11 protein-coding genes are annotated in these 18,695 nt (G+C 69.6%); 5 read left to right on the top strand and 6 right to left on the bottom strand.

Translation table 11 applies throughout. The features are described 5' to 3' along the window. Positions 1-50: 50 nt before the first annotated feature. From asnB to ACZ4WQ_RS26655, 3 genes are all read right to left on the bottom strand, one after another. Positions 51-1,907, bottom strand: a complete 1,857-nt coding sequence (gene asnB / locus ACZ4WQ_RS26665; RefSeq protein ID WP_398375738.1) for an asparagine synthase (glutamine-hydrolyzing) — start codon at positions 1,905-1,907, stop codon at positions 51-53. Positions 1,908-2,118: 211 nt separating this feature from the next. Then, positions 2,119-2,520 carry a DUF1992 domain-containing protein gene (locus tag ACZ4WQ_RS26660; protein ID WP_398375739.1) on the bottom strand — a complete coding sequence of 134 codons (402 nt, stop codon included), beginning with the start codon at positions 2,518-2,520 and terminating at the stop codon, positions 2,119-2,121. A gap of 307 nt (positions 2,521-2,827) precedes the next feature. Next, positions 2,828-3,493, bottom strand: coding sequence for an RNA-guided endonuclease TnpB family protein (locus tag ACZ4WQ_RS26655; RefSeq protein ID WP_468022558.1), 666 nt, complete (start codon positions 3,491-3,493; stop codon positions 2,828-2,830). 169 nt (positions 3,494-3,662) lie between these two features. Here ACZ4WQ_RS26655 and ACZ4WQ_RS26650 point away from each other — a divergent pair, with 169 nt between their 5' ends. Beyond that, positions 3,663-6,581: a Tn3 family transposase gene (locus tag ACZ4WQ_RS26650; RefSeq protein WP_398375741.1), complete on the top strand. Its 2,919-nt coding sequence runs from the start codon at positions 3,663-3,665 to the stop codon at positions 6,579-6,581. 197 nt (positions 6,582-6,778) lie between these two features. On the opposite strand, the gene ACZ4WQ_RS26645 is transcribed toward ACZ4WQ_RS26650, so the two are convergent. Both ACZ4WQ_RS26645 and ACZ4WQ_RS26640 read right to left on the bottom strand, forming a co-directional pair. Next, positions 6,779-9,337: an ABC transporter permease gene (locus tag ACZ4WQ_RS26645; protein ID WP_361188591.1), complete on the bottom strand. Its 2,559-nt coding sequence runs from the start codon at positions 9,335-9,337 to the stop codon at positions 6,779-6,781. A gap of 15 nt (positions 9,338-9,352) precedes the next feature. Continuing rightward, positions 9,353-10,108 carry an ABC transporter ATP-binding protein gene (locus tag ACZ4WQ_RS26640; protein ID WP_311723404.1) on the bottom strand — a complete coding sequence of 252 codons (756 nt, stop codon included), beginning with the start codon at positions 10,106-10,108 and terminating at the stop codon, positions 9,353-9,355. Between the two features lie 165 nt (positions 10,109-10,273). Here ACZ4WQ_RS26640 and ACZ4WQ_RS26635 point away from each other — a divergent pair, with 165 nt between their 5' ends. From ACZ4WQ_RS26635 to ACZ4WQ_RS26625, 3 genes are all read left to right on the top strand, one after another. Next, positions 10,274-11,431 carry a sensor histidine kinase gene (locus tag ACZ4WQ_RS26635; RefSeq protein WP_311723407.1) on the top strand — a complete coding sequence of 386 codons (1,158 nt, stop codon included), beginning with the start codon at positions 10,274-10,276 and terminating at the stop codon, positions 11,429-11,431. Beyond that, on the top strand, positions 11,428-12,087 hold the full coding sequence (locus tag ACZ4WQ_RS26630) for a response regulator transcription factor (RefSeq protein ID WP_311723408.1): 660 nt from the start codon (positions 11,428-11,430) through the stop codon (positions 12,085-12,087). Before ACZ4WQ_RS26635 ends, ACZ4WQ_RS26630 begins: the two co-directional genes overlap by 4 nt. A gap of 302 nt (positions 12,088-12,389) precedes the next feature. Next, positions 12,390-13,079 carry a recombinase family protein gene (locus ACZ4WQ_RS26625; protein ID WP_449658027.1) on the top strand — a complete coding sequence of 230 codons (690 nt, stop codon included), beginning with the start codon at positions 12,390-12,392 and terminating at the stop codon, positions 13,077-13,079. Between the two features lie 31 nt (positions 13,080-13,110). Here ACZ4WQ_RS26625 and ACZ4WQ_RS26620 read toward each other — a convergent pair whose 3' ends face one another. After that, positions 13,111-13,641 carry a helix-turn-helix domain-containing protein gene (locus ACZ4WQ_RS26620; RefSeq protein ID WP_398375746.1) on the bottom strand — a complete coding sequence of 177 codons (531 nt, stop codon included), beginning with the start codon at positions 13,639-13,641 and terminating at the stop codon, positions 13,111-13,113. Positions 13,642-13,973: 332 nt separating this feature from the next. Between ACZ4WQ_RS26620 and ACZ4WQ_RS26615 the strand changes: the two genes are divergently transcribed. After that, the gene (locus ACZ4WQ_RS26615; RefSeq protein ID WP_398375748.1) at positions 13,974-18,677 is read left to right on the top strand and encodes a putative T7SS-secreted protein; all 4,704 of its coding nucleotides are present in this window, start codon (positions 13,974-13,976) and stop codon (positions 18,675-18,677) included. Positions 18,678-18,695 lie beyond the last annotated feature (18 nt).

Raw genomic sequence — 18,695 nt, 5'->3', positions numbered from 1 at the left:
GCGTCAGGCGGCCCTTGAGGCTCTTGCCGGTGCCCTTGCCGGAGTGTGCGTCAGAGCGTCAGATCGACGTCGTACTGGCGCAGCCAGGCGTCCAGCCCGAGGACCACCTCGATCGGCTGCCGCGCGTCCTCACTCCCCTCCTCCGCCGCGTGCCGGGCGGCATCCGTGTCGAGCAGCGGGCGGACCGGGGCGTCCGGATCGGCCAGCAGCTCGCGCAGCTCGGCGCGCACGGCGTCGGAGTACCGGGGGTCCTGGGTGCTGGGGTACGGGCTCTTGACGCGCTGGGCGACGGAGTCGGGGAGGACATCGCGGGTGGCCGCGCGCAGCAGGGACTTCTCGCGGCCGTCGAAGGTCTTCAGCGACCAGGGCGTGTTGAAGACGTACTCGACCAGCCGGTGGTCGCAGAAGGGCACCCGCACCTCCAGGCCCACCGCCATGCTCGCGCGGTCCTTGCGGTCCAGCAGGAACTGCACGAACCGGGTCAGGTGCAGATAGCAGATCTCCCGCATCCGCCGCTCCGCCGCCGGGTCGCCCTCGCGGTACGGGACCTCGGACAGCGCCTCGCGGTAGCGGGCGGCCTGGTAGCCGTCGAGGTCCAGCTTGGCGAGCAGCCCCGGGTGCAGCAGCGCCTCGCGGCCGCCGGTGGGGCTGCCGGTGAAGCCGAAATCGCGGAACACCGAGAGCCAGGGGAAGGTGTCGGCGGCGACCGCCCGCGGGTCGTGGAACCAGGAGTAGCCGCCGAAGACCTCGTCGGCCGACTCCCCGGACAGGGCCACCGTGGAGCGGTCGCGGATCGCCTTGAAGAGCAGATACAGCGAGGTGTCGCTCTCGCCGGAGCCGAACGGCAGATCGCGGGCGGTCAGCGTGGCGCGGCGGTGGGCCGGGTTCATGAGGGCGGCGGTGTCCAGGACGATGTCCTGGTGGTCGGCGCCCACATGCTCGGCGAGCGCGTGGGCGTACGGGCTGTCGGGGGTGGCGCGCAGCGCGTCGGCCTTGAAGTGCTCCGTCTGGCCGACGAAGTCCACGGCGAAGGAGCGCACCGGGCCCCGCCCGGCGTCCTTCAGCCCGCGGGCGGCCAGCGCGGTGATCGCGGAGGAGTCGAGCCCGCCGGACAGCAGGGTGCACAGGGGCACGTCGGCGATCAGCTGGCGGGCCACGATGTCGTCCAGCAGCTCCCGCACCCGGTGGACGGTGGAGCTGGTGTCGTCGGTGTGGTCGCGGGCCTCCAGGGCCCAGTAGCGGTGTTCGGTCAGGCCCTGGCGGCGGACGCGGAGGACGTGGCCGGGGCGCAGCTCGTACATCCCCTTGTAGACGGCGTGGCCGGGGGTCTTGGTGAAGGCCAGCAGCTCGGCCAGGCCGTCGGCGTCGACGGCGGGGCGTACGGCGGGGTGGGCGAGGATGGCCTTCGGCTCGGAGCCGAAGAGCACGCCGTCGGGGGTGGGGTAGTAGTACAACGGCTTGATGCCCATGCGGTCGCGGACCAGCAGGAGCTGCTGTTCGCGGGGGTCCCACAGGGCGAACGCGTACATGCCGTTGAGGTGGTGGGTGAACCCCTCGCCCCACTCCAGGTAGGCGTGCAGGGCGACCTCGGTGTCGCTGCTGGTGCGGAAGGCGTGGCCGCGGTCGATCAGCTCGGCGCGCAGCTCGCGGTAGTTGTAGATCTCGCCGCTGTAGGTGGTCACCAGCACGGTGTGGCCGTCGCGCTCGACGGACATGGGCTGTTTGCCGCCCTCGATGTCGATCACGGCCAGCCGGCGGTGGCCGAGGGCGGCGTGGGTGTCCGTCCATCGGCCTGCCGCGTCGGGGCCGCGGCAGGCCATGGTCGCGGTCATGGCGTCGAGCGTGTCGCGCTCGGTGGCGCCGGTGAGGTCGTTGTCGTACGAGATCCATCCGGTGATGCCGCACATCGCGGTGTCGCTCCCTCCGGTCGGGTCGCCCCGGCGGCCGGGGCGCGGCTCTGCCCTGTGTTGGGTGCGTCATGTGCTGCTGATCGGGTCCCTTGACGAGTCTCAGATCAGCTCTGATCAGCTCTGATCACCGTACGCCGAAGTGATTGCATTCACCACCGGTAGCCTGGGGCAACGATAATTTCCGGCCAGTGCGGGCTGGCGGACCGCCTCAGCCCGCCCGGCTCTCGCGCCACTCCCGTACGACGCCGTCCACGTCGTACGGCACCAGATTCAGCGGCGGGCCCTCCGGCGGCCGGCGCAGCGCCTCGCGGATCCTGTCGTTGATGTCCGACAGAATCCGCCGCACCTCGCCCTCGGACCCGGCCCCCCGCGCCGCCGCCAGCGCGTCCTCCGCCTCCTTGCGCAGCACGAGCGACGGGGGCAGGAAGGACAGGCCCTCGCGGTGCATCTTGTCCTTGACCCACCACATCGCGTCGTACGGCCCGTCCAGGCCCCTGAGCGGCTTGCCTCTGCCGGGCAGATCGTCGAAGTCGCCCCGCGCCTCCGCCTCGCGGATCTGCCGGTCGGCCCACGTCTCGAAGCTGATGCCGGGCGGCTTGCGCTCGGTCACGGTGTGCTCCTCCCTCGGATGCCTGCGGTCACTCCCATGGTGCCTAATGTTGCGCCCCGGGTGGCATCGACCGGGACCGGAACACGTGGCGGTAAGTCTGCGGCGAGATGCTGGTCAGCCGCCGGAAGTGTTGACCTCCTCCATCGGCCTGACGGCCGAGGATTCTCCGTCTGACGGTGGCGTTTCGGAGTGAGAGGCCACCGGCTTCGGGCGGGTTCCTGCTTCCTCCCCACCTGGATGGGGGTTGTGCGCACTGCCAGGGCACCCCCTGGTCTTAACGGCGCTCCACAGGCGTTTACCCGTGCCGTTACCGGCGCAGGGCCCCAGGTCCTGGGGTGGGTGGTGCTGTCGTGTTGGCCGCGAGGATGCGACGGCCTTCATCGCGGACGTTCCGCCCGGCATTCCAGTCTCGATCGTGCCGCGTCCGGCACTGCGGGCATGTCCAGGTACGGACGTGCAATGCCTTGGGGCCATCCCGGTGTCCGCAGGCGGAACATATCTGGGAACTGGGGAAAGCCCGGGCCGCTTTGACGAAAGCCCGGCCTCGTCGGGTCGCCTTGTACTCGCAGAACATCACGAACTGGGACCAGCCCGCGTCGTGCACGCTCTTGGCCAGTCGGCCGCGTGCCAGTCCTCGCACATTCAGGGTCTCTGCGAAGACGGCTTGGTTCTCGCGCGTCAGCCTGTGAGACCACTGATGGTGGAAGTTCCGGCGCGCGTCCGCCACGGCGGCATGGGCGCGGGCGACCTTGATCCGGGCCTTGTCCCGGTTGTTGCTGCCTTTCTTCTTTCGCGACAACTCCCGCTGCCGCTTCTTCAGCTTCTTCTCCGCCCTCCGGAGATACTTCGGCGAGACGATGTGCGAGCCGTCGGCGAGCACGGCGAAGCGGGCCAGGCCCAGGTCGATGCCCTGGTCCCCATCGGTCGGCGGGAGGATGTCATCGGCCGGGTCGGTCTCCACGACGAAGGACACCCAGTACCGGCTGCAGCGGTCCTTGACCAGCGTCACCGAGCTGGGGTGCCGGTAAGAACCGTGTCACCAGCCGCAAACGGCGGTGATCTTCCGAGGGTGTCACCCGTGTGGGTGAGTCTCGGGCCGTACGGCTGCGGTGAGTGAGGCTCTGCGGGGACGATCAGCGATCGTGGCCCGTACTCCGTTGGACCTGGACGAGTTGGTCGAGCACTGGACGCTGCTGAAGGACGAGCAGGCGCTCGTGTCCGGCAAGCGCGGTGTGACGCGACTGGGCTTCGCTGTGCTGCTGAAGTTCTACACGCAGTACGGCCGGTTTCCCCGGAACCGGGCAGAGCTGCCCGGTGAGGCCGTGGAATTCGTCGCCCGGCAGGCGCAGGTTCCCGCCTCGGAGCTGGAGTCCTACGACTGGACGGGCCGTACGGTCGAGTACCACCGCGCGCAGATCCGGGGCCATCTCGGCTTCCGTGAGTGCAGCGTCGCGGACGCGGAGAAGCTGACGGCGTATCTGGCCGAGCACGTCGCGCTCAAGGAACGCAGGTCCGAGCAGGTACGGGTGGAACTGCTGGCGCGTTGCCGTGCTGAGAACATTGAGCCGCCCACGCCGGGCCGGTGCGACCGGATCGTCGCGGCTGCCCTGCGGGCGGCCGAGGAGTCGCTGACGGCCCGGATCTCCTCGCGGCTGACCGCGGAGAACGTGGAGCGGATCGTGGCTCTGGTGGCCGGCGGCGCCGACGAGGACGACGACGCCGGAACCGACGGTGGCGGCACGGAGGGCGTGGACGCGCCGCCGGTGCTGGGGAAGATCAAGGAAGCGCCGGGCAACGTGAGCCTGGAGACGATGCTTACCGAGATCGACAAGCTCCTGGCGGTGCGGGCGATCGGCCTGCCACGGGATCTGTTCATCGACGTCGCGCCGAAGGTCGTAGCCAGCTGGCAGGCACGGGCCGCGGTCGAGTCGCCTTCCCACCTGCGGACGCACCCGGTACCGCTGCGGGTGACCTTGCTGGCCGCTCTGCTGCACGAGCGGGAGCGGGAGATCACCGACACGCTGGTGGAGCTGCTGATCTCTACCGTGCACCGGATCGGGGCGCGGGCGGAGAAGAAGGTCACCGAGCAGCTCATCAACGCGTTCAAGAAGGTATCGGGCAAGGAGAACATCCTCTTCAAGCTCGCCGAGGCGTCGCTCGGCGCCCCGGAGGGGACGGTCCGCCAGGTCGTGTTCGCGGCGGTGTCCGGGGGCGAGGCGACGCTGCGGGAGCTGGTGCACGAGTTCAAGACCCGCGGGCCGATCTACCGGCGCACGGTGCAGACGACGCTGAAGGCGTCGTACACCAACCACTACCGGCGCGGGCTGATCAAGCTGCTGGACGTGCTGGAGTTCCGTTCCTCCAACCATGCCCACCGGCCCGTGATCGAGGCCCTGGCGCTGGTGGCGCGGTACGCGAACGCGGGGAACACGACGTACTACCCGCTGGGCGAGACGGTGCCGGTCCACAAGGCGATGGGCGGGGACTGGGCGGAAGTCGTGCACCGCACCGACAAGCGCGGCCGACGCCGGGTGGTGCGCATGGTCTACGAGGTCGTGGCCTTCCAGGCCCTGCGCGATCAGCTCAAGTGCAAGGAGATCTGGGTGGTCGGCGCCGACAAGTGGCGCAACCCCGATGAGGACCTGCCCCAGGACTTCGAGGCCCGGCGGGCGGAGAACTACCGGGAGCTGCGCAAGCCCCTGGACGCCGCGGTGTTCGTCGACGAGCTGCGCGAGCAGATGACGGCCGAGCTGACCCTGCTCAACGACAAAATGCCGAAGCTGTCCTGGCTGGACATCGCCGAGCGGAAGTCCGGGGCGATCCGGCTCACGACGGCCGAGTCCCAGCCCGAGCCGCGCAACCTGCGCAGAATCAAGGCCGAGGTACAGAGGCGTTGGGGCATCGTGCCGCTCGTCGACATGCTGAAGGAAGCGGTGCTGCACACCGGCTGCCTGGACGCGGTCACCTCCGTCTCCGGCGGCGGCAGCCTCTCGCCGGAAGTGCTGGCGGAGCGCCTGCTGCTGGTCATCTACGCGTACGGCACGAACACCGGGATCAAGGCCGTGGCGTCCGGCGGCCACGGCCACACCGAGGACGAACTCCGCTACGTACGCCGCCGCTACCTGTCCGCCGAAGCTGCCCGCGCCATCGCCGTCCAGATCGCGAACGCCACCTTCGCCGCCCGCAGCACCGAGCTGTGGGGCCAGGGCTCGACCGCGGTCGCCTCCGACTCCACCCACGTGCGCGCCTACGACCAGAACCTGTTCACCGAGTGGCACTCGCGCTACGGCGGCCGCGGGGTGCTCATCTACTGGCACGTGGAGAAGAAGTCCCTGGCCATCCACTCCCAGCTGATCAACTGCACCGCCTCCGAGGTCGCCGCGATGATCGAGGGCGCGATGCGGCACGGCACCACCATGGACGTGGAGGCCAACTACACGGACTCGCACGGCCAGTCGGAAATCGGGTTCGGCATCACGAGGCTGCTGAACTTCGACCTGCTACCGCGTATCAAGCGGATCAACAAGGTGAAGCTGTACCGGCCGGTGGCCGGCGAGCCGGACGCCTACCCGCAGCTGACCCCGGCGCTGACCCGCCCGATCCGCTGGGAACTCATCGCCCAGCAGTACGACCAGATGATCAAGTACGCCACGGCGATCCGTACCCGTACCGCGTCCACCGAGGCGATCCTGCGCCGCTTCACCCGCAACGCCTCCCACCCCACCTACGCGGCGATGATCGCCTACGGAAAGGGCGGGGAGATCGCCTCGAACCGGCGCGACGAGCAGGAGATGTTCGTTCTGTGCCTGCGGATTCTGCAATCGGCTCTGGTCTACGTAAACACCCTCATGCTCCAAGACGTCATGGACGAGCCGGAGTGGGCCGACCTGCTCACCCCCGCCGACCGGCGCGGACTGACCCCGCTGTTCTGGTCCCATGTGCGCCCGTACGGCGAGGTCAACCTGAACATGGCCGCCCGCCTCAACCTCGCCTCGGCCTCCGTGCCGGGCCCCCGCATTGCGGAAGCCGCCGGCCACGGGCTAGCCCACCAGACGGCATAGCCGGGGCTTGACGCAGCAGCACAGAGGCCACAGCTGCGGCCGGTCCAGCAGATCGTCCCGGGCCCGCGACGCCTGCGCGCACGCTCGCTGCATTGGCGAAACGCCAAGTACATCAAGTACGAGGGCGCTCCGCTGCTTATGACCGCACGCGGCGGGCGCCGGGCGATCCGGCGTGACCTTCGGAGCAGGCCGGGCCGTCAGTCCGCGGTGATGCTGTCCAGCACGTCAAGACGGGCGGCCCGGCGAGCCGGCCATTGGGCGGCGGCCAGGCCGACGAGAACGGCGGCCAGCAGCATCAGCAACAGCTTGGGGTAGGGCAAGACCGTGCGGAGCTCTGGCAGGGTCACGGTCATGGTGGTACCGGCCGCCCAGGCCAGGAAGACGCCGAAGGCCATGCCGATCGCCGCGCCGAAGACGGAGATCAACACCGATTCCAGCCGTACCATCCGCTTGACGCCGCCGCGGTCCAGGCCGATCGCCCGGAGCAGGCCGAGCTCGCGCCTGCGCTCGAACACGGCCATTGCCAGCGTATTGACCACTCCCAGGGCCGCGACCAGCAACGACATCCCGAGCAGTGCGTAGAGCAGGTTGAGGGCGAAGGTGATGGTGCGGTCGAACCCGTCCCTCAGGTCCTGCTTGTTCTCGACCTCGATCACAGGGCTTTTGCCGGTGGCGTCCTTGAGAGCCTGTTTGAAGGCAGGGGTTGCCCCGTTCGCGCCCTTGACCAGGATCTGCTGCGCCGGCGCGTACGGCTGGTGTGCGGCGACCACGCCGCCCGGCAGGAGCACGGGGGCGAGCATCCGGCTGGGTGCGAACACCCCGCCGACGGTGAGGCGGGCGCCGGTCCCGCGCGGGGCGGCCACGGTCACGGTGGAGCCGACGGCCAGTCCGTGCCGGCCCGCGAAGTCGGAGTCCACCAGGATCTGACCTCGTTTCAGTGCCGTGGCCGCCCCCTGACTCATGCTCGGCCGGACCAGCTGATCGGCACTGTCGGCGTCTAGGCCCTTCGCCTCGGTCCGCACGCCGGCTATCCGCCACTCCACGTCGGTAACCGGGCTGGAGGCGACCACCCCGGGGGCCTGGGCGACCGATGTCGCGATGCTCGGGTCCAGGGTGCCGGTGAGCGTGGTGACGGCGTAGTCCGCCGCCATCTCGTTGGTCACGGCACGGTCGATCGCATCCGAGACCGAGGCGCCGATCACGGTCATCGCGGTGACCAGGGTGAGTCCGATGGTCAGGGCGGCGGCTGTACTCGCGGTGCGGCGCGGGTTTCGGATCGCGTTGAGTGCGGCGAGTGAGCCGGGGGTGCCGCAAAGGCGGGCGAGCGGCGGGCGGGCCAGGGCGATCACCGGGCGGGACAGCAGCGGCAGCAGCTGCACGACCCCGAGGACCGCGAGGAGCGCCCCCACCATGAGCGGCAAACGCGCCGTGGCGCCCCTCTCGGTGCTGCCCAACAGGACCAGGCCGAGGCCCCCGGCGGTGGTCAGGGAGCCGAGGACGTTGCGAAGAAACAGGCTTCGGTGGGTGGCGGGTTGCTCGCCGCTGCTCAGCGCGGCGACCGGGGGGATCCGGCAGGCGCGGAGGGCGGGCAGCGCGGCGGACAGGACAGTGACCAGGGTGCCGACGAGCAGGGTGATCAGCACGGTTGTCGGGGTGATGACCACGCCGGCTCTGGGGAGGTCCGCGTCCAGGGACTTCACTCCCGCCGCGAGACCGGCGCCGATGCCGATGCCGAGGAGCAGTCCGGCGGCGGAGCCGCTGAGACCGACAAGGAGCGCCTCGATCAGCACGGAGCGGGTGACCTGGCTGCGCCCGGCGCCGATGGCGCGGAGCAGTGCCAGCTGCCGGGTGCGCTGGGCCACCAGCATGGTGAAGGTGTTGGCGATGAGGAAGATGCCGATGAACAGCGAGATCCCGGCAGCGGTGGTCAGCATGGTGGCCAGGCTCCTGCCGCTCTGGGCCAGCATCTCGGCCTGCTGCGCGGCCAGCTGCGCGCCGGTCTCGGCTCGGAATTGGTTGCCGCCGGGGACCAGCGGAGTGACGGCGTGCAGCAGTGCGGTCTCGGAGGTGCCGGGGGCGGCGGTGACGTCGATGCTGCTGTACTGGTCCGGCGCCAGCGACAGCACCCGCCGGGCGCCCTGGGTGTCCAGCAGGGCCAGCGGGTTGCCGGACCGGACCGCAGGCGCGTCGGAGGAGAAGACGCCGGTCAGGGTGACGCTGATGGCAGGGCCGTTGGCGGCGATGCGGACGGTGTCACCGAGCCGGTAGCCTGCCTTCTCGACGGTGCCCCGGTCCAGGGCGACCTCGGTCGCGGTGTGCGGTCCTCGGCCCTGGAGCATCGGGTAGCGCGCATCGTTCCCGGCGGCATCCGGCACGAAGTTGGCGCCCGTGCTTCTCATGATGTCGCCGATCATGTTGCCGTTCTTGTCCGCGATGGCAGCGGTGCCGCTCACCACCGCGCGGGTCCCGGCGACTCCCGGCAGCGCGGCAATCCGACGGACGGTCGCCTCTGTGAGCCGGGCGGAGCTCTTGGTGCTGTTCTGCCTGGCGCTGGAGGGAAGTCCTGCGGTGTCGTCGGCAACCTGGACCGAGATGCCGGTGAAGTCCTTGCTGCGGCTGTTGTTCGCGGCTTGGTGGATACTGTCGGAGAAGATCATGGTGCCGGTCATGAAGCCGGTGCCGAGCAGCACGGCCAGGGTGGTCATCAGGAGCCGGCCGCGGTAGGCCAGGACATTGCGCAGTGCGGTACGGAACATGGGTGACAGCCCCCGTCAGCCGACGCGGTCGAGCCGGCGCATGCGGTCCAGCACACTGTCGGCGGTGGGCGATCGCAGTTCGTCGACGATGCGGCCGTCGGCGAGGAAGACCACCCGGTCCGCGTGGGAGGCGGCCACCGGGTCGTGGGTGACCATGACGACGCTCTGGCCGAAGTCGCGCACGCAGGATCCGAGGAGCGCCAGGACCTCCGCGCCGGCGTGCGAGTCGAGGTTCCCGGTGGGCTCGTCGGCGAAGATGATCTCGGGCTTTCCTGCCAGGGCGCGGGCGCAGGCCACGCGTTGCTGCTGTCCGCCGGACAGTTGGCCGGGGCGGTGCCTCAGCCGGTCGGCCAGGCCCACCGCGTCGACGACCCGTGCCAGCCAGTCCCTGTCGGGCCTGCGCCCGGCGATGTCCCCGGGCAGCGTGATGTTCTCCATGGCGGTGAGCGTGGGCATCAGATTGAAGGCCTGGAAGATGAACCCGATCCTGTCTCGGCGCAGCCGGGTCAGCTGTTTGTCCTTCAGGCCGGCCAGCTCCACATCGCCGATCGTCGCGGAGCCGGAGGTCACGCTGTCGAGCCCGGCCATGCAGTGCATCAGCGTGGACTTGCCGGATCCCGAGGGACCCATGATCGCGGCGAACTCGCCGCGCGGAAACTCCACGCTGACGTCGTCCAGCGCCAGGACCCGGGTCTCCCCCTCCCCGTAGACCTTGTGCAGCCCACGGGCTCGGGCAGCCGCCGCGTACGTGGTCGTCGTCATCGTCTCCATCACCATTGGAGTCCTCTCGGTGGAGCTCGGAACGCCGTCCACGCTCGCCCAAGCCGGGTCCTGGGGGCGTCCGGCCCTCAGCGGACCCGTTGGGTGGTCCGTAATGCCGCAGGCGTACGCCTGTAAGGCGACGCGGGGAGCCGGGTGCACGCCTACGCTCGGCCTGTGGAAGAGATCAAGCCCCGGCCGCCCCTGCTCGGACGCATCCCGCCAGGCGCCTGGCCGGTCCTCACCTGGTGCGCGGCTCTGCTGTTCGCACTGGCGCTGTGGCTGCTCGAGCAACAGGGCGGGCCCGAGGCCGCCCCCTTCCTGCGGGGCCCCTGGGCCGGCCTGGCGCTGGCCGTCGGCCTGGCGTTGCCGCTCGTAGCGGCCCGACGCCGACCACTGCCGGTCCTGGGCCTGGTCCTCACCGAATCCCTGGCGGCTGCGGCGCTCGCTCCCTGGGCGTGGGCTCTGCTGCTCCCGACGGCGGACGTGCTGCTGCTCTACATCGCCGCCACCGCCGACCGCAGCCGTCGCACCACTGCCATGGCGGCCGTCGCGGTCCTCACGGCGCAGATCAGCGGCTGGCGGATCACGAACGGAGGCTGGGCGCACGGTGTGACCGAGGCCGCGGTGCCGATCGCCTCGGTCGCCCTGGTCTCCTGGACGCTGGGCAGCTCGATCCGCCAGCGGCGCGAGTACGCCGAGCGGCTGCGTGAACAGGCCGCCGCCCAGGCGGTGCAGGCGGAGCGCCTGCGGATCGCCCGGGAGCTGCACGACACGGTCGCCCACAGCATCGGAGTGGTCGCCATCCAGGCCGGCGCGGCCAAGCGGGTCATCGAGACCCAGCCCGAGGGAGCCCGCAGAGCGCTCGACGCGATCGAGCTGACCAGCCGGGAGACCCTCGTGGGGCTCCGCCAAATGCTCGGCACGCTGCACCGGACCGAACCCGAACCGGTGACGGGCATGGCAGGCGTGGACCGGCTGACGCAGGGCACCGCCACGGCCGGACTCCACGTAAAGGTGCGCTGGCAGGGCACGAAACGTCCGCTGCCACCCGACACGGACCAATCGGCATTCCGCATCATCCAGGAGTCATTGACCAACGTGGTCCGCCACGCGAACGCCCGCCACTGCCAGGTGAACGTCGACTACCGCACCGCCGAGCTGGCCATCGAGGTCGTCGACGACGGCACCGGCGCGCCGCCCGATGCCGCGACCGACGGCACCGGCTACGGAATCACTGGAATGCGCGACCGAGCAGATCTGCTGGGCGGCGAGTTCAGCGCCGGGCCGCGCCCCGAGGGCGGCTTTCGGGTGACAGCCAGGCTGCCGGGATGACCGTACGCATCGTCCTCGCCGACGACCAGCCTCTCGTACGAGCCGGCCTTCGCATGGTCATCGCCGACGCCCCCGATCTGGAGATCGTGGGCGAGGCCGGAACCGGCACGGAGGCAGTCCGGCTGGTCAGGGAACTCCGGCCCGACGTCGTCGTGATGGACATCCGGATGCCCGGCATGGACGGCATCGAAGCCACCCGGATGATCACCGCCGATACCCCGGCACCGCGCGTGCTCATGCTCACCACCTTCGACGACGACAACAACGTCTACGCCGCGCTCCGGGCGGGGGCCAGCGGATTCCTGGTCAAGGACATGGCGCTGGACGACATCCTCACCGCCACCCGCGTCGTGGCCGCTGGAGACGCCCTCATCGCGCCGAGCGTCACCCGTCGCCTGATCGAGGAGTTCGCGAGCCGTCCCGCCCCGGCTGCCGTCCCGCCGCAGCGGCTCGACGGCATCACCGAGCGGGAACGCGAGGTGCTGACGCTCGTCGGGCGCGGCCTGTCCAACAGCGAGATCGCCGCCGAACTGTTCATCGGCCACGCCACCGCCAAGACCCATGTGGCGCGACTGCTGACCAAACTCGACGCTCGCGACCGTGTCCAGCTCGTGATCATCGCTTACAGAGCGGGCCTGGTGCCGTCCTCACCATGACCCGGCAGCAAGCAGGTCACCCCAGGTCTGCGATCTGGCCCATCGCCGCTTACGACAACGAGGACGCCTGCGGGCCTGGCTGTTCTCGATCGCCCCGGCCACCGGGGACCTCAACCAACGCACTGATGACCGCCGAAGCGTTCCCACTTTGCTGTGGCGTGCAGGAATCGACCGATTGATGAGCAAGATCGGTAAGCGGCGGCGCACAGTCGGATCGGCACCGGATCATGCCCATAAAACGGTGTCAGAAAGTCGATGTGCTCAAGAACTTGAGGAGCACCGATTTCTGTACGATCTGGCAGGTGCAGCCACCCCAGGACGACGACACCGCCGATCTCCTCGCACCCGTTCCGGCCGTACGGACCGGCAGCCTCGTGGGATACGCACGCGTGTCCACCAAGGGGCAGTTGCTCGACCGGCAGATCCACGCACTCACCGAAGCAGGGTGCATCCGGATCTTCTCCGACAAGAAGTCCGGCAAGAACGCCGAACGCGAGGAACTGTGGAAGGCCCTCGACTACCTGCGCGAGGGCGACACCCTCGTCGTCCCGTCGCTGGACCGGCTCGGCCGCTCTCTCCAGGACCTCATCGCCATCGTGTCCGGCCTGCGGAAGCGCGGCGTCGGCTTCACCTCGCTGCACGAGGCGCTCGACACGACGACGCCCGGCGGGCGCCTGGTCTTCCATGTCTTCGCGGCCCTGGCGGAGTTCATCCGCGAACTCATCGTCCAAGGCACCAACGAGGGCCTGGACGCCGCCCGCGCCCGAGGTGCCCGCCTCGGCCGCCCGCCGGCCATGACCGACGAACAGGTACGTCACGCCCGCGACCTGCTTGCCCGCCCGGAGAACACCGTCACCTCGATCGCCAAGCTCCTCGGGGTCTCCCGCAACACCATCTACAACTACGTGCCCGAACTGAAGGGCGGCCGTCTCGCGCTCGCCGAGTCGACCAACACGGCAGAACTGCCCCGACCCTCCAGGTCAAAGGACTGATCACCGCCGTTTGCGGCTGGTGACACGGTTCTTACCGGCACCCCGAGCTGGGCCCGGATGGCAGGTCGCGGGTCCAAGTGACCCGCACATCACCGATCTTGGGAAGGCGGAGCATGCCGTCTTCGAGGATCGACCAGCGGTCGGAACGGGTGAACCGTGCGGTCTGCCGGGTGTCCTTGCGGCTCTTGAACCTTGGCGTGGCCACCTTCGGTCCCTTGCGCTTGCCCGTCTTGGAGTCCTCGTGCGCCTTCCACGCCGCGTCCAGATCGCGGAGGGTCTGCTGCATCACGCCGACCGGACAATTCGAGAGGAACGCCCGATCCTCGGTCTTCTTCGCCACCGTGACCAGCGTCTTGCCCAGCTCGGCGTTCTTCGGGATCGACTGATACGGGCCCTCAGCGATCCGGTCCTTTGGAGGGCCGAGCCGTTTGTTCGACGCCTTGCGTTGCTTCTGCATCGCCAGCGCGTCGTTCCAGACCACGCGCCGACACCCGAACACCCGGGCAGCGCGGATGCGCTGCCCGGGTGTCAGGATGACGCGATACTGGAAACGAAGCTGCATGCCAGCATCGTACGAACGTTGCTTTTGGTCGAGTGCCGAGAGATCAGAACAGGCGTAAACTGCCCTTTCTTCTTCATATGCTTGGTTTTCGTTACGAAGTACAGGCACAACGCGTTCGCCGAACCAGTAAAAGCCGGGGTCAGGACAGCCTTGAGAAGCGATTCCCTACCAGGCTGAATCCTGGTACTCCCTCGCTAGATCTCGGTGGCGGAAACAGGCTGAACGCACCCAGCCGCCGGGCCCCCGGTGTCCCGCGTTCCGCTTGGCGGGTACGGTGCCGATCAACGGCCGGGAGACAGGCCGCTGCGACTGTTGCACGGGGGTAACTGCGCGTGGAGCTTGGAGACTTCATACCGGATGGCATCGAGGACTGGGTCGATGACCGGGTCGAGGATGTCGGTGGGGCGATCGACGAGGCGGGGGACTGGACGGCGGATCGGCTGGATGACGTCGGCTGGCAGAGCGGTGCGGACTGGGTCCGGGACAAGTCGGATTCGGCGGCGAACGCGCTGGGAGCGGCTGTCGATGAGATGCAGCTGGGTGAGAGCGAGGATGCGAAGAAGCTGATCCACGGCAGCCCGTCCAAGCTGCGGTCGACCGCGAGTCATCTGAGCGACTTCAAGACCGCGTTCAACAATGTGGGCAAGGGGTTGCGGGGGCTGGGTTCGGGGTCGTTGAAGGGGAAGGCGGCGGACGCGTTCCGGGAGAGTGTGTCGGTCGAGCCGAAGAAGTGGTTCGCAGCGGCGGATGCGTGTGAGAAGGCGTCGGGGGCGCTGGAGCGGTTCGCGGGGACGGTGGAGTGGGCGCAGGGTCAGGCGGAGGAGGCGATCCGGCGCTACAAGAAGGGCAAGAAGGCCTCGGACGACGCCCGCTCGGCGCACAACGACACCGTGTCCGCGTACAACAAGGCGGTGGACGCGTACAACGGCCTGCCTGCGGACAAGCGGGACCCGTCCTCGCTGCCGGACAAGCCGGGGGCGTTCCAGGATCCGGGGGCGGCGGAGGTGAAGGCCGCGCAGGAGTTGTTGGCGGAGGCGCGGCGGCAGCGGGATGAGGCGCATGGGGTGGCGAAGGCGGCGGTGGAGGGGGCGCGGGACGCCGCGCCGAAGAAGCCGTCGTACGCCCGGCAGGTGGGCGACGGGCTGGAAGGGCTGAACCTGGACGCGAGCCATTTCCTGGGTGGCGTGGTCAAGGGGACGGCGGGCCTGCTGAACTTCGTCCGGCAGGTGAACCCGCTGGACCTGTACAACATCACCCACCCCGCCGAATACGTCACCAACCTCAACAACACGGCTGCTGGTCTGCTGCGGATGGCCAATGATCCGGTTGCGGCGATCAAGGGCATGTGGGGCGCGTTCCAGCAGGATCCGTCCGAGGGGCTGGGCCGGTTGGTGCCGGAGCTGATCGGTACCAAGGGCCTGGGCGGTGCGAAGGCTGCCGTCACCGCTGCGGAGCGGCTGCCCGCCACCGTCGCCCGGGCTGAGAGGTCGGGGTTGCAGACGCTGGCCAAGGACGGCCCGGCGCCGCATGCGACGCCGGACGTTGCGAAGACCGCGGATGGTACGGATCCGGTGGACCTGGCGTCGGGGCGGATGTATCTGCCGCAGCGGGATGTGGTGCTGCCGGGGGCGTTGCCGCTGGTGTTCGTGCGCCGGGCGGAGTCGGGGTACCGGGCGGGCCGGTGGTTCGGCCCGTCATGGTCGAGCACCGCCGATCAGCGGCTGGAAATCGGCGCACGGGGCGTGGCGTTCGTCGCCGAGGACGGACTGCTGCTCTCGTACCCCCACCCGGCCCCCGGCCTGCCGACCCTGCCCGAACTCGGCCCGAGGTGGCCCCTGGAGCGCACGGCAGAAGGCGATTACACGCTCACCGATCCGGACACGGGTCACACCCGCTACTTCACCGGCCCGCAAGGCGGCGGCGACGGCGAGGCCCTGCTGGCGGAGCTCAGCGACCGTAACGGCCACCGCCTGACCTTCGAATACGACGCGCAGGGCGCCCCGACCAGCATCGTCCACAGCGGCGGCTACCACCTCAAAATCACCACCGAAGAGGGCCGCATCACCGCCCTTCACCTGACGGGCGCCGACCAGCAGCTCATCCGCTACGCGTACACGGACGGGAACCTCACCGAGGTGGTCAAGTCCTCCGGTCTGCCGCTGCGGTTCGAGTACGACACCGAACGCCGGGTGATCGCGTGGATCGACACCAACGAGCGCCGTTACGACTATGTCTACGACAACCGGGACCGCTGCATTGCAGAGGGCGGCACCGAGGGCCACATAGCGCTGCACATCGACTACGGCCCGGTCGATGAGCGCACGGGCCACCGGGTCACCACGGTCACCACCGCCGAGGGCCACACGACCCGTTATCTGGTGAACGACCGGTGCCAGGTCATCGCCGTGACGAACCCGCTCGGCCACACCACCCGCACCCGTCGCGACCGCTACGGCCGGATCCTGTCCCGCACCGACGCGCTGGGCCGGACCACCGCCTACACCTACGACACGGCCGGCCGGCTGACCTCCGTGACCACCCCCGACGGACACCGGCGCACCGCCACCTACAACACCCTGAACCTCCCCGTGGAGGTCACCCACGCGGATGGGGCCACCTGGCGCTACGCGTACGACGAGCGGGGCAACCGCACGACGGCAACTGACCCGTTGGGCCACACCACCCGCTACACCTACGACGACCACGGCCACCTGGCCACGGCCACCAACGCGCTCGGCGACGCCGCGCGTGTGCGCTGCGACGCGGCCGGGCTCCCCGTCGAGATCACCGACCCCTTGGGCGCGGCCACCACCTACCACCGTGACGCCTTCGGCCGCCCCACCATCATTACCGACCCCCTCGGCGCCACCACCCACCTGGAGTGGAGCGTCGAGGGCAGGTCGCTGCGGCACATCGCCCCGGACGGCACCGAGCAGACCTGGACCTACGACGGCGAAGGCAACCCCACCACCTACGTGGACGCGAGCGGCGGCCTGACCCGTTACGAGTACACCCACTTCGACCTGCTGGCTGCCCAGACCGGCCCGGACGGGGCCAGGCACGAGTTCACGTACGACACGAGGCTGCGCCTCACCGAGGTCACCAACGCCCAGGGCCAGACCTGGACCTACACCTACGACCCGGTCGGCCGGCTGCTCGCCGAGACGGACTTCGACAGCCGCAGCCTCACCTACGCCTACAACGCGACGGGCCAACTGGTCTCCCGCACCAACCCCCTGGGCCAGACCACCTCCCTTGAGCGCGACGAGTGCGGCCGAATCGTCAGCAAGAACGCCGACGGCCGGGTCACCACCTTCACCTACGATCCGGCCGGGCGGCTGGTGGAGGCCGTCGGCCCGGAGGTGGCGCTGACGTACCGGCGGGACCGGATGGGCCGCATCACCTCGGAGATCGTCGGCGACCGCGTCCTCACCCGCGCTTACGACGCACTGGGGCGCACCGTGCGCCGCACCACCCCATCCGGCGCGAAATCCAGGTTCACCTACGACGCGGCGGGCCGCCGCACCACACTGACCACCTGCGGCCACACCCTCGACTTCACGTATGACGCGGTAGGCCGGGAAACAGCCCGCCAACTTGGGCCTACCGCCAATCTCGCGCAGATCTGGGACCCGGCCGGGCGGCTGTCCGAGCAGACCCTGACCGGCCCGGAAGGCGGAAGCCTTCAGCACCGCGCCTACACCTACCGCCCCGACGGCCACCTGACGGCGGTTGACGATCAACTGCGCGGCCCCCGCACCTTCGACCTGGACGACGCGGGCCGGGTCACCACCGTCCGGGCCGAGGGCTGGACAGAGACCTACGCCTACGACGAGGCGGGCAACCAGACCCACGCCACCTGGCCACACGAACAGCCCACCCCGGAGGCCACCGGCCCGCGCACCTACACCGGCACCCGCATCACCCGCGCCGGACGCGTCCGCTACGAACACGACACCGCCGGCCGCCTCACCCTCCGCCAGAAAACCCGCCTGTCGAAGAAACCCGACACCTGGCACTACACCTGGGACACCGAAAACCACCTCACCACCCTCACCACCCCCGACGGCGCCCTCTGGCGCTACCTCTACGACCCCCTCGGCCGCCGCACCACCAAACAACGCCTAGCCGACGACGGCCAAACCGTCCTCGAACAGACGGACTTCACCTGGGACGGCCACACCCTCGTCGAACAGACCACCACCACACCCGACCTCCGCGACCCGACCACTCTCACCTGGGAACACGACGGCTTCCGCCCCCTGACCCAGACCGAGCGCACCACCGACGCCGCGACCCAGCGCGAGATCGACCGCCGCTTCTTTGCCATCGTCACCGACCACATCGGCACCCCCACCGAACTCATCGACGAAACCGGCGACATCGCCTGGCAAGGCCGCACCACCCTCTGGGGCACCACGACGGAAGAACGTACGGGGCAGACCCACACCCCCCTGCGCTTCCCGGGCCAGTACTTCGACCCCGAAAGCGGCCTCCACTACAACCACCACCGCTACTACGACCCCACCACCGCCCGCTACCTCACCCCCGACCCTCTCGGCCTCACCCCCGCCCCCAACCCGGTCACCTACGTCCCCAATCCGCACCGCTGGGTCGACCCCCTGGGGCTGGCCCCCTATGAGGACGGCATTGATTGGGACCAACCGCGGAGCACGCTGGGACCACGCCCTGACGGCGAGCTTGTATTCGCCGGTCATGGCGGGATCGAGACCGACCTTCCGACGTTCGAGGTGCCCGAGGGCACGAGGGTCGCCGTGTACGCGGACGACGGCGAGCCCCTGATGGGCTGGCAGGCGGATGCTGTCATCGACGGGGATCCGCGCATGGTGCCGGTGTGGACCTACGAGCCGGGAACCATGATGCCGGACTACATTTTGGGTCCGCTGGAGGACGGGATCCCCTACGGCACCGCCATCGTCACGGAGAAGAATCCGGTTCGTCTGTCGTTCATGCTGGATCCGCATATGGGCCGCGTGCACTGGGCGGCGTGCCTGAAATTCTTCCGCCCGGAATGAACGGCCGGAACGCGCACA

It is taken from the genome of Streptomyces sp. NPDC028305, assembly GCF_055569495.1.
The sequence above is the reverse complement of the archived record's forward strand: the minus strand, read 5'-3'. Positions and strand labels throughout refer to the sequence as shown.

Excerpts from the sequence above, each read along its gene's own strand:
- asnB (WP_398375738.1), bottom strand. The coding sequence starts at position 1,907 with ATGTGCGGCATCACCGGATGGATCTCGTACGACAACGACCTCACCGGC.
- ACZ4WQ_RS26645 (WP_361188591.1), bottom strand. The coding sequence starts at position 9,337 with ATGTTCCGTACCGCACTGCGCAATGTCCTGGCCTACCGCGGCCGGCTC.
- ACZ4WQ_RS26640 (WP_311723404.1), bottom strand. The coding sequence starts at position 10,108 with ATGGAGACGATGACGACGACCACGTACGCGGCGGCTGCCCGAGCCCGT.
- ACZ4WQ_RS26630 (WP_311723408.1), top strand. The coding sequence starts at position 11,428 with ATGACCGTACGCATCGTCCTCGCCGACGACCAGCCTCTCGTACGAGCC.
- ACZ4WQ_RS26620 (WP_398375746.1), bottom strand. The coding sequence starts at position 13,641 with ATGCAGCTTCGTTTCCAGTATCGCGTCATCCTGACACCCGGGCAGCGC.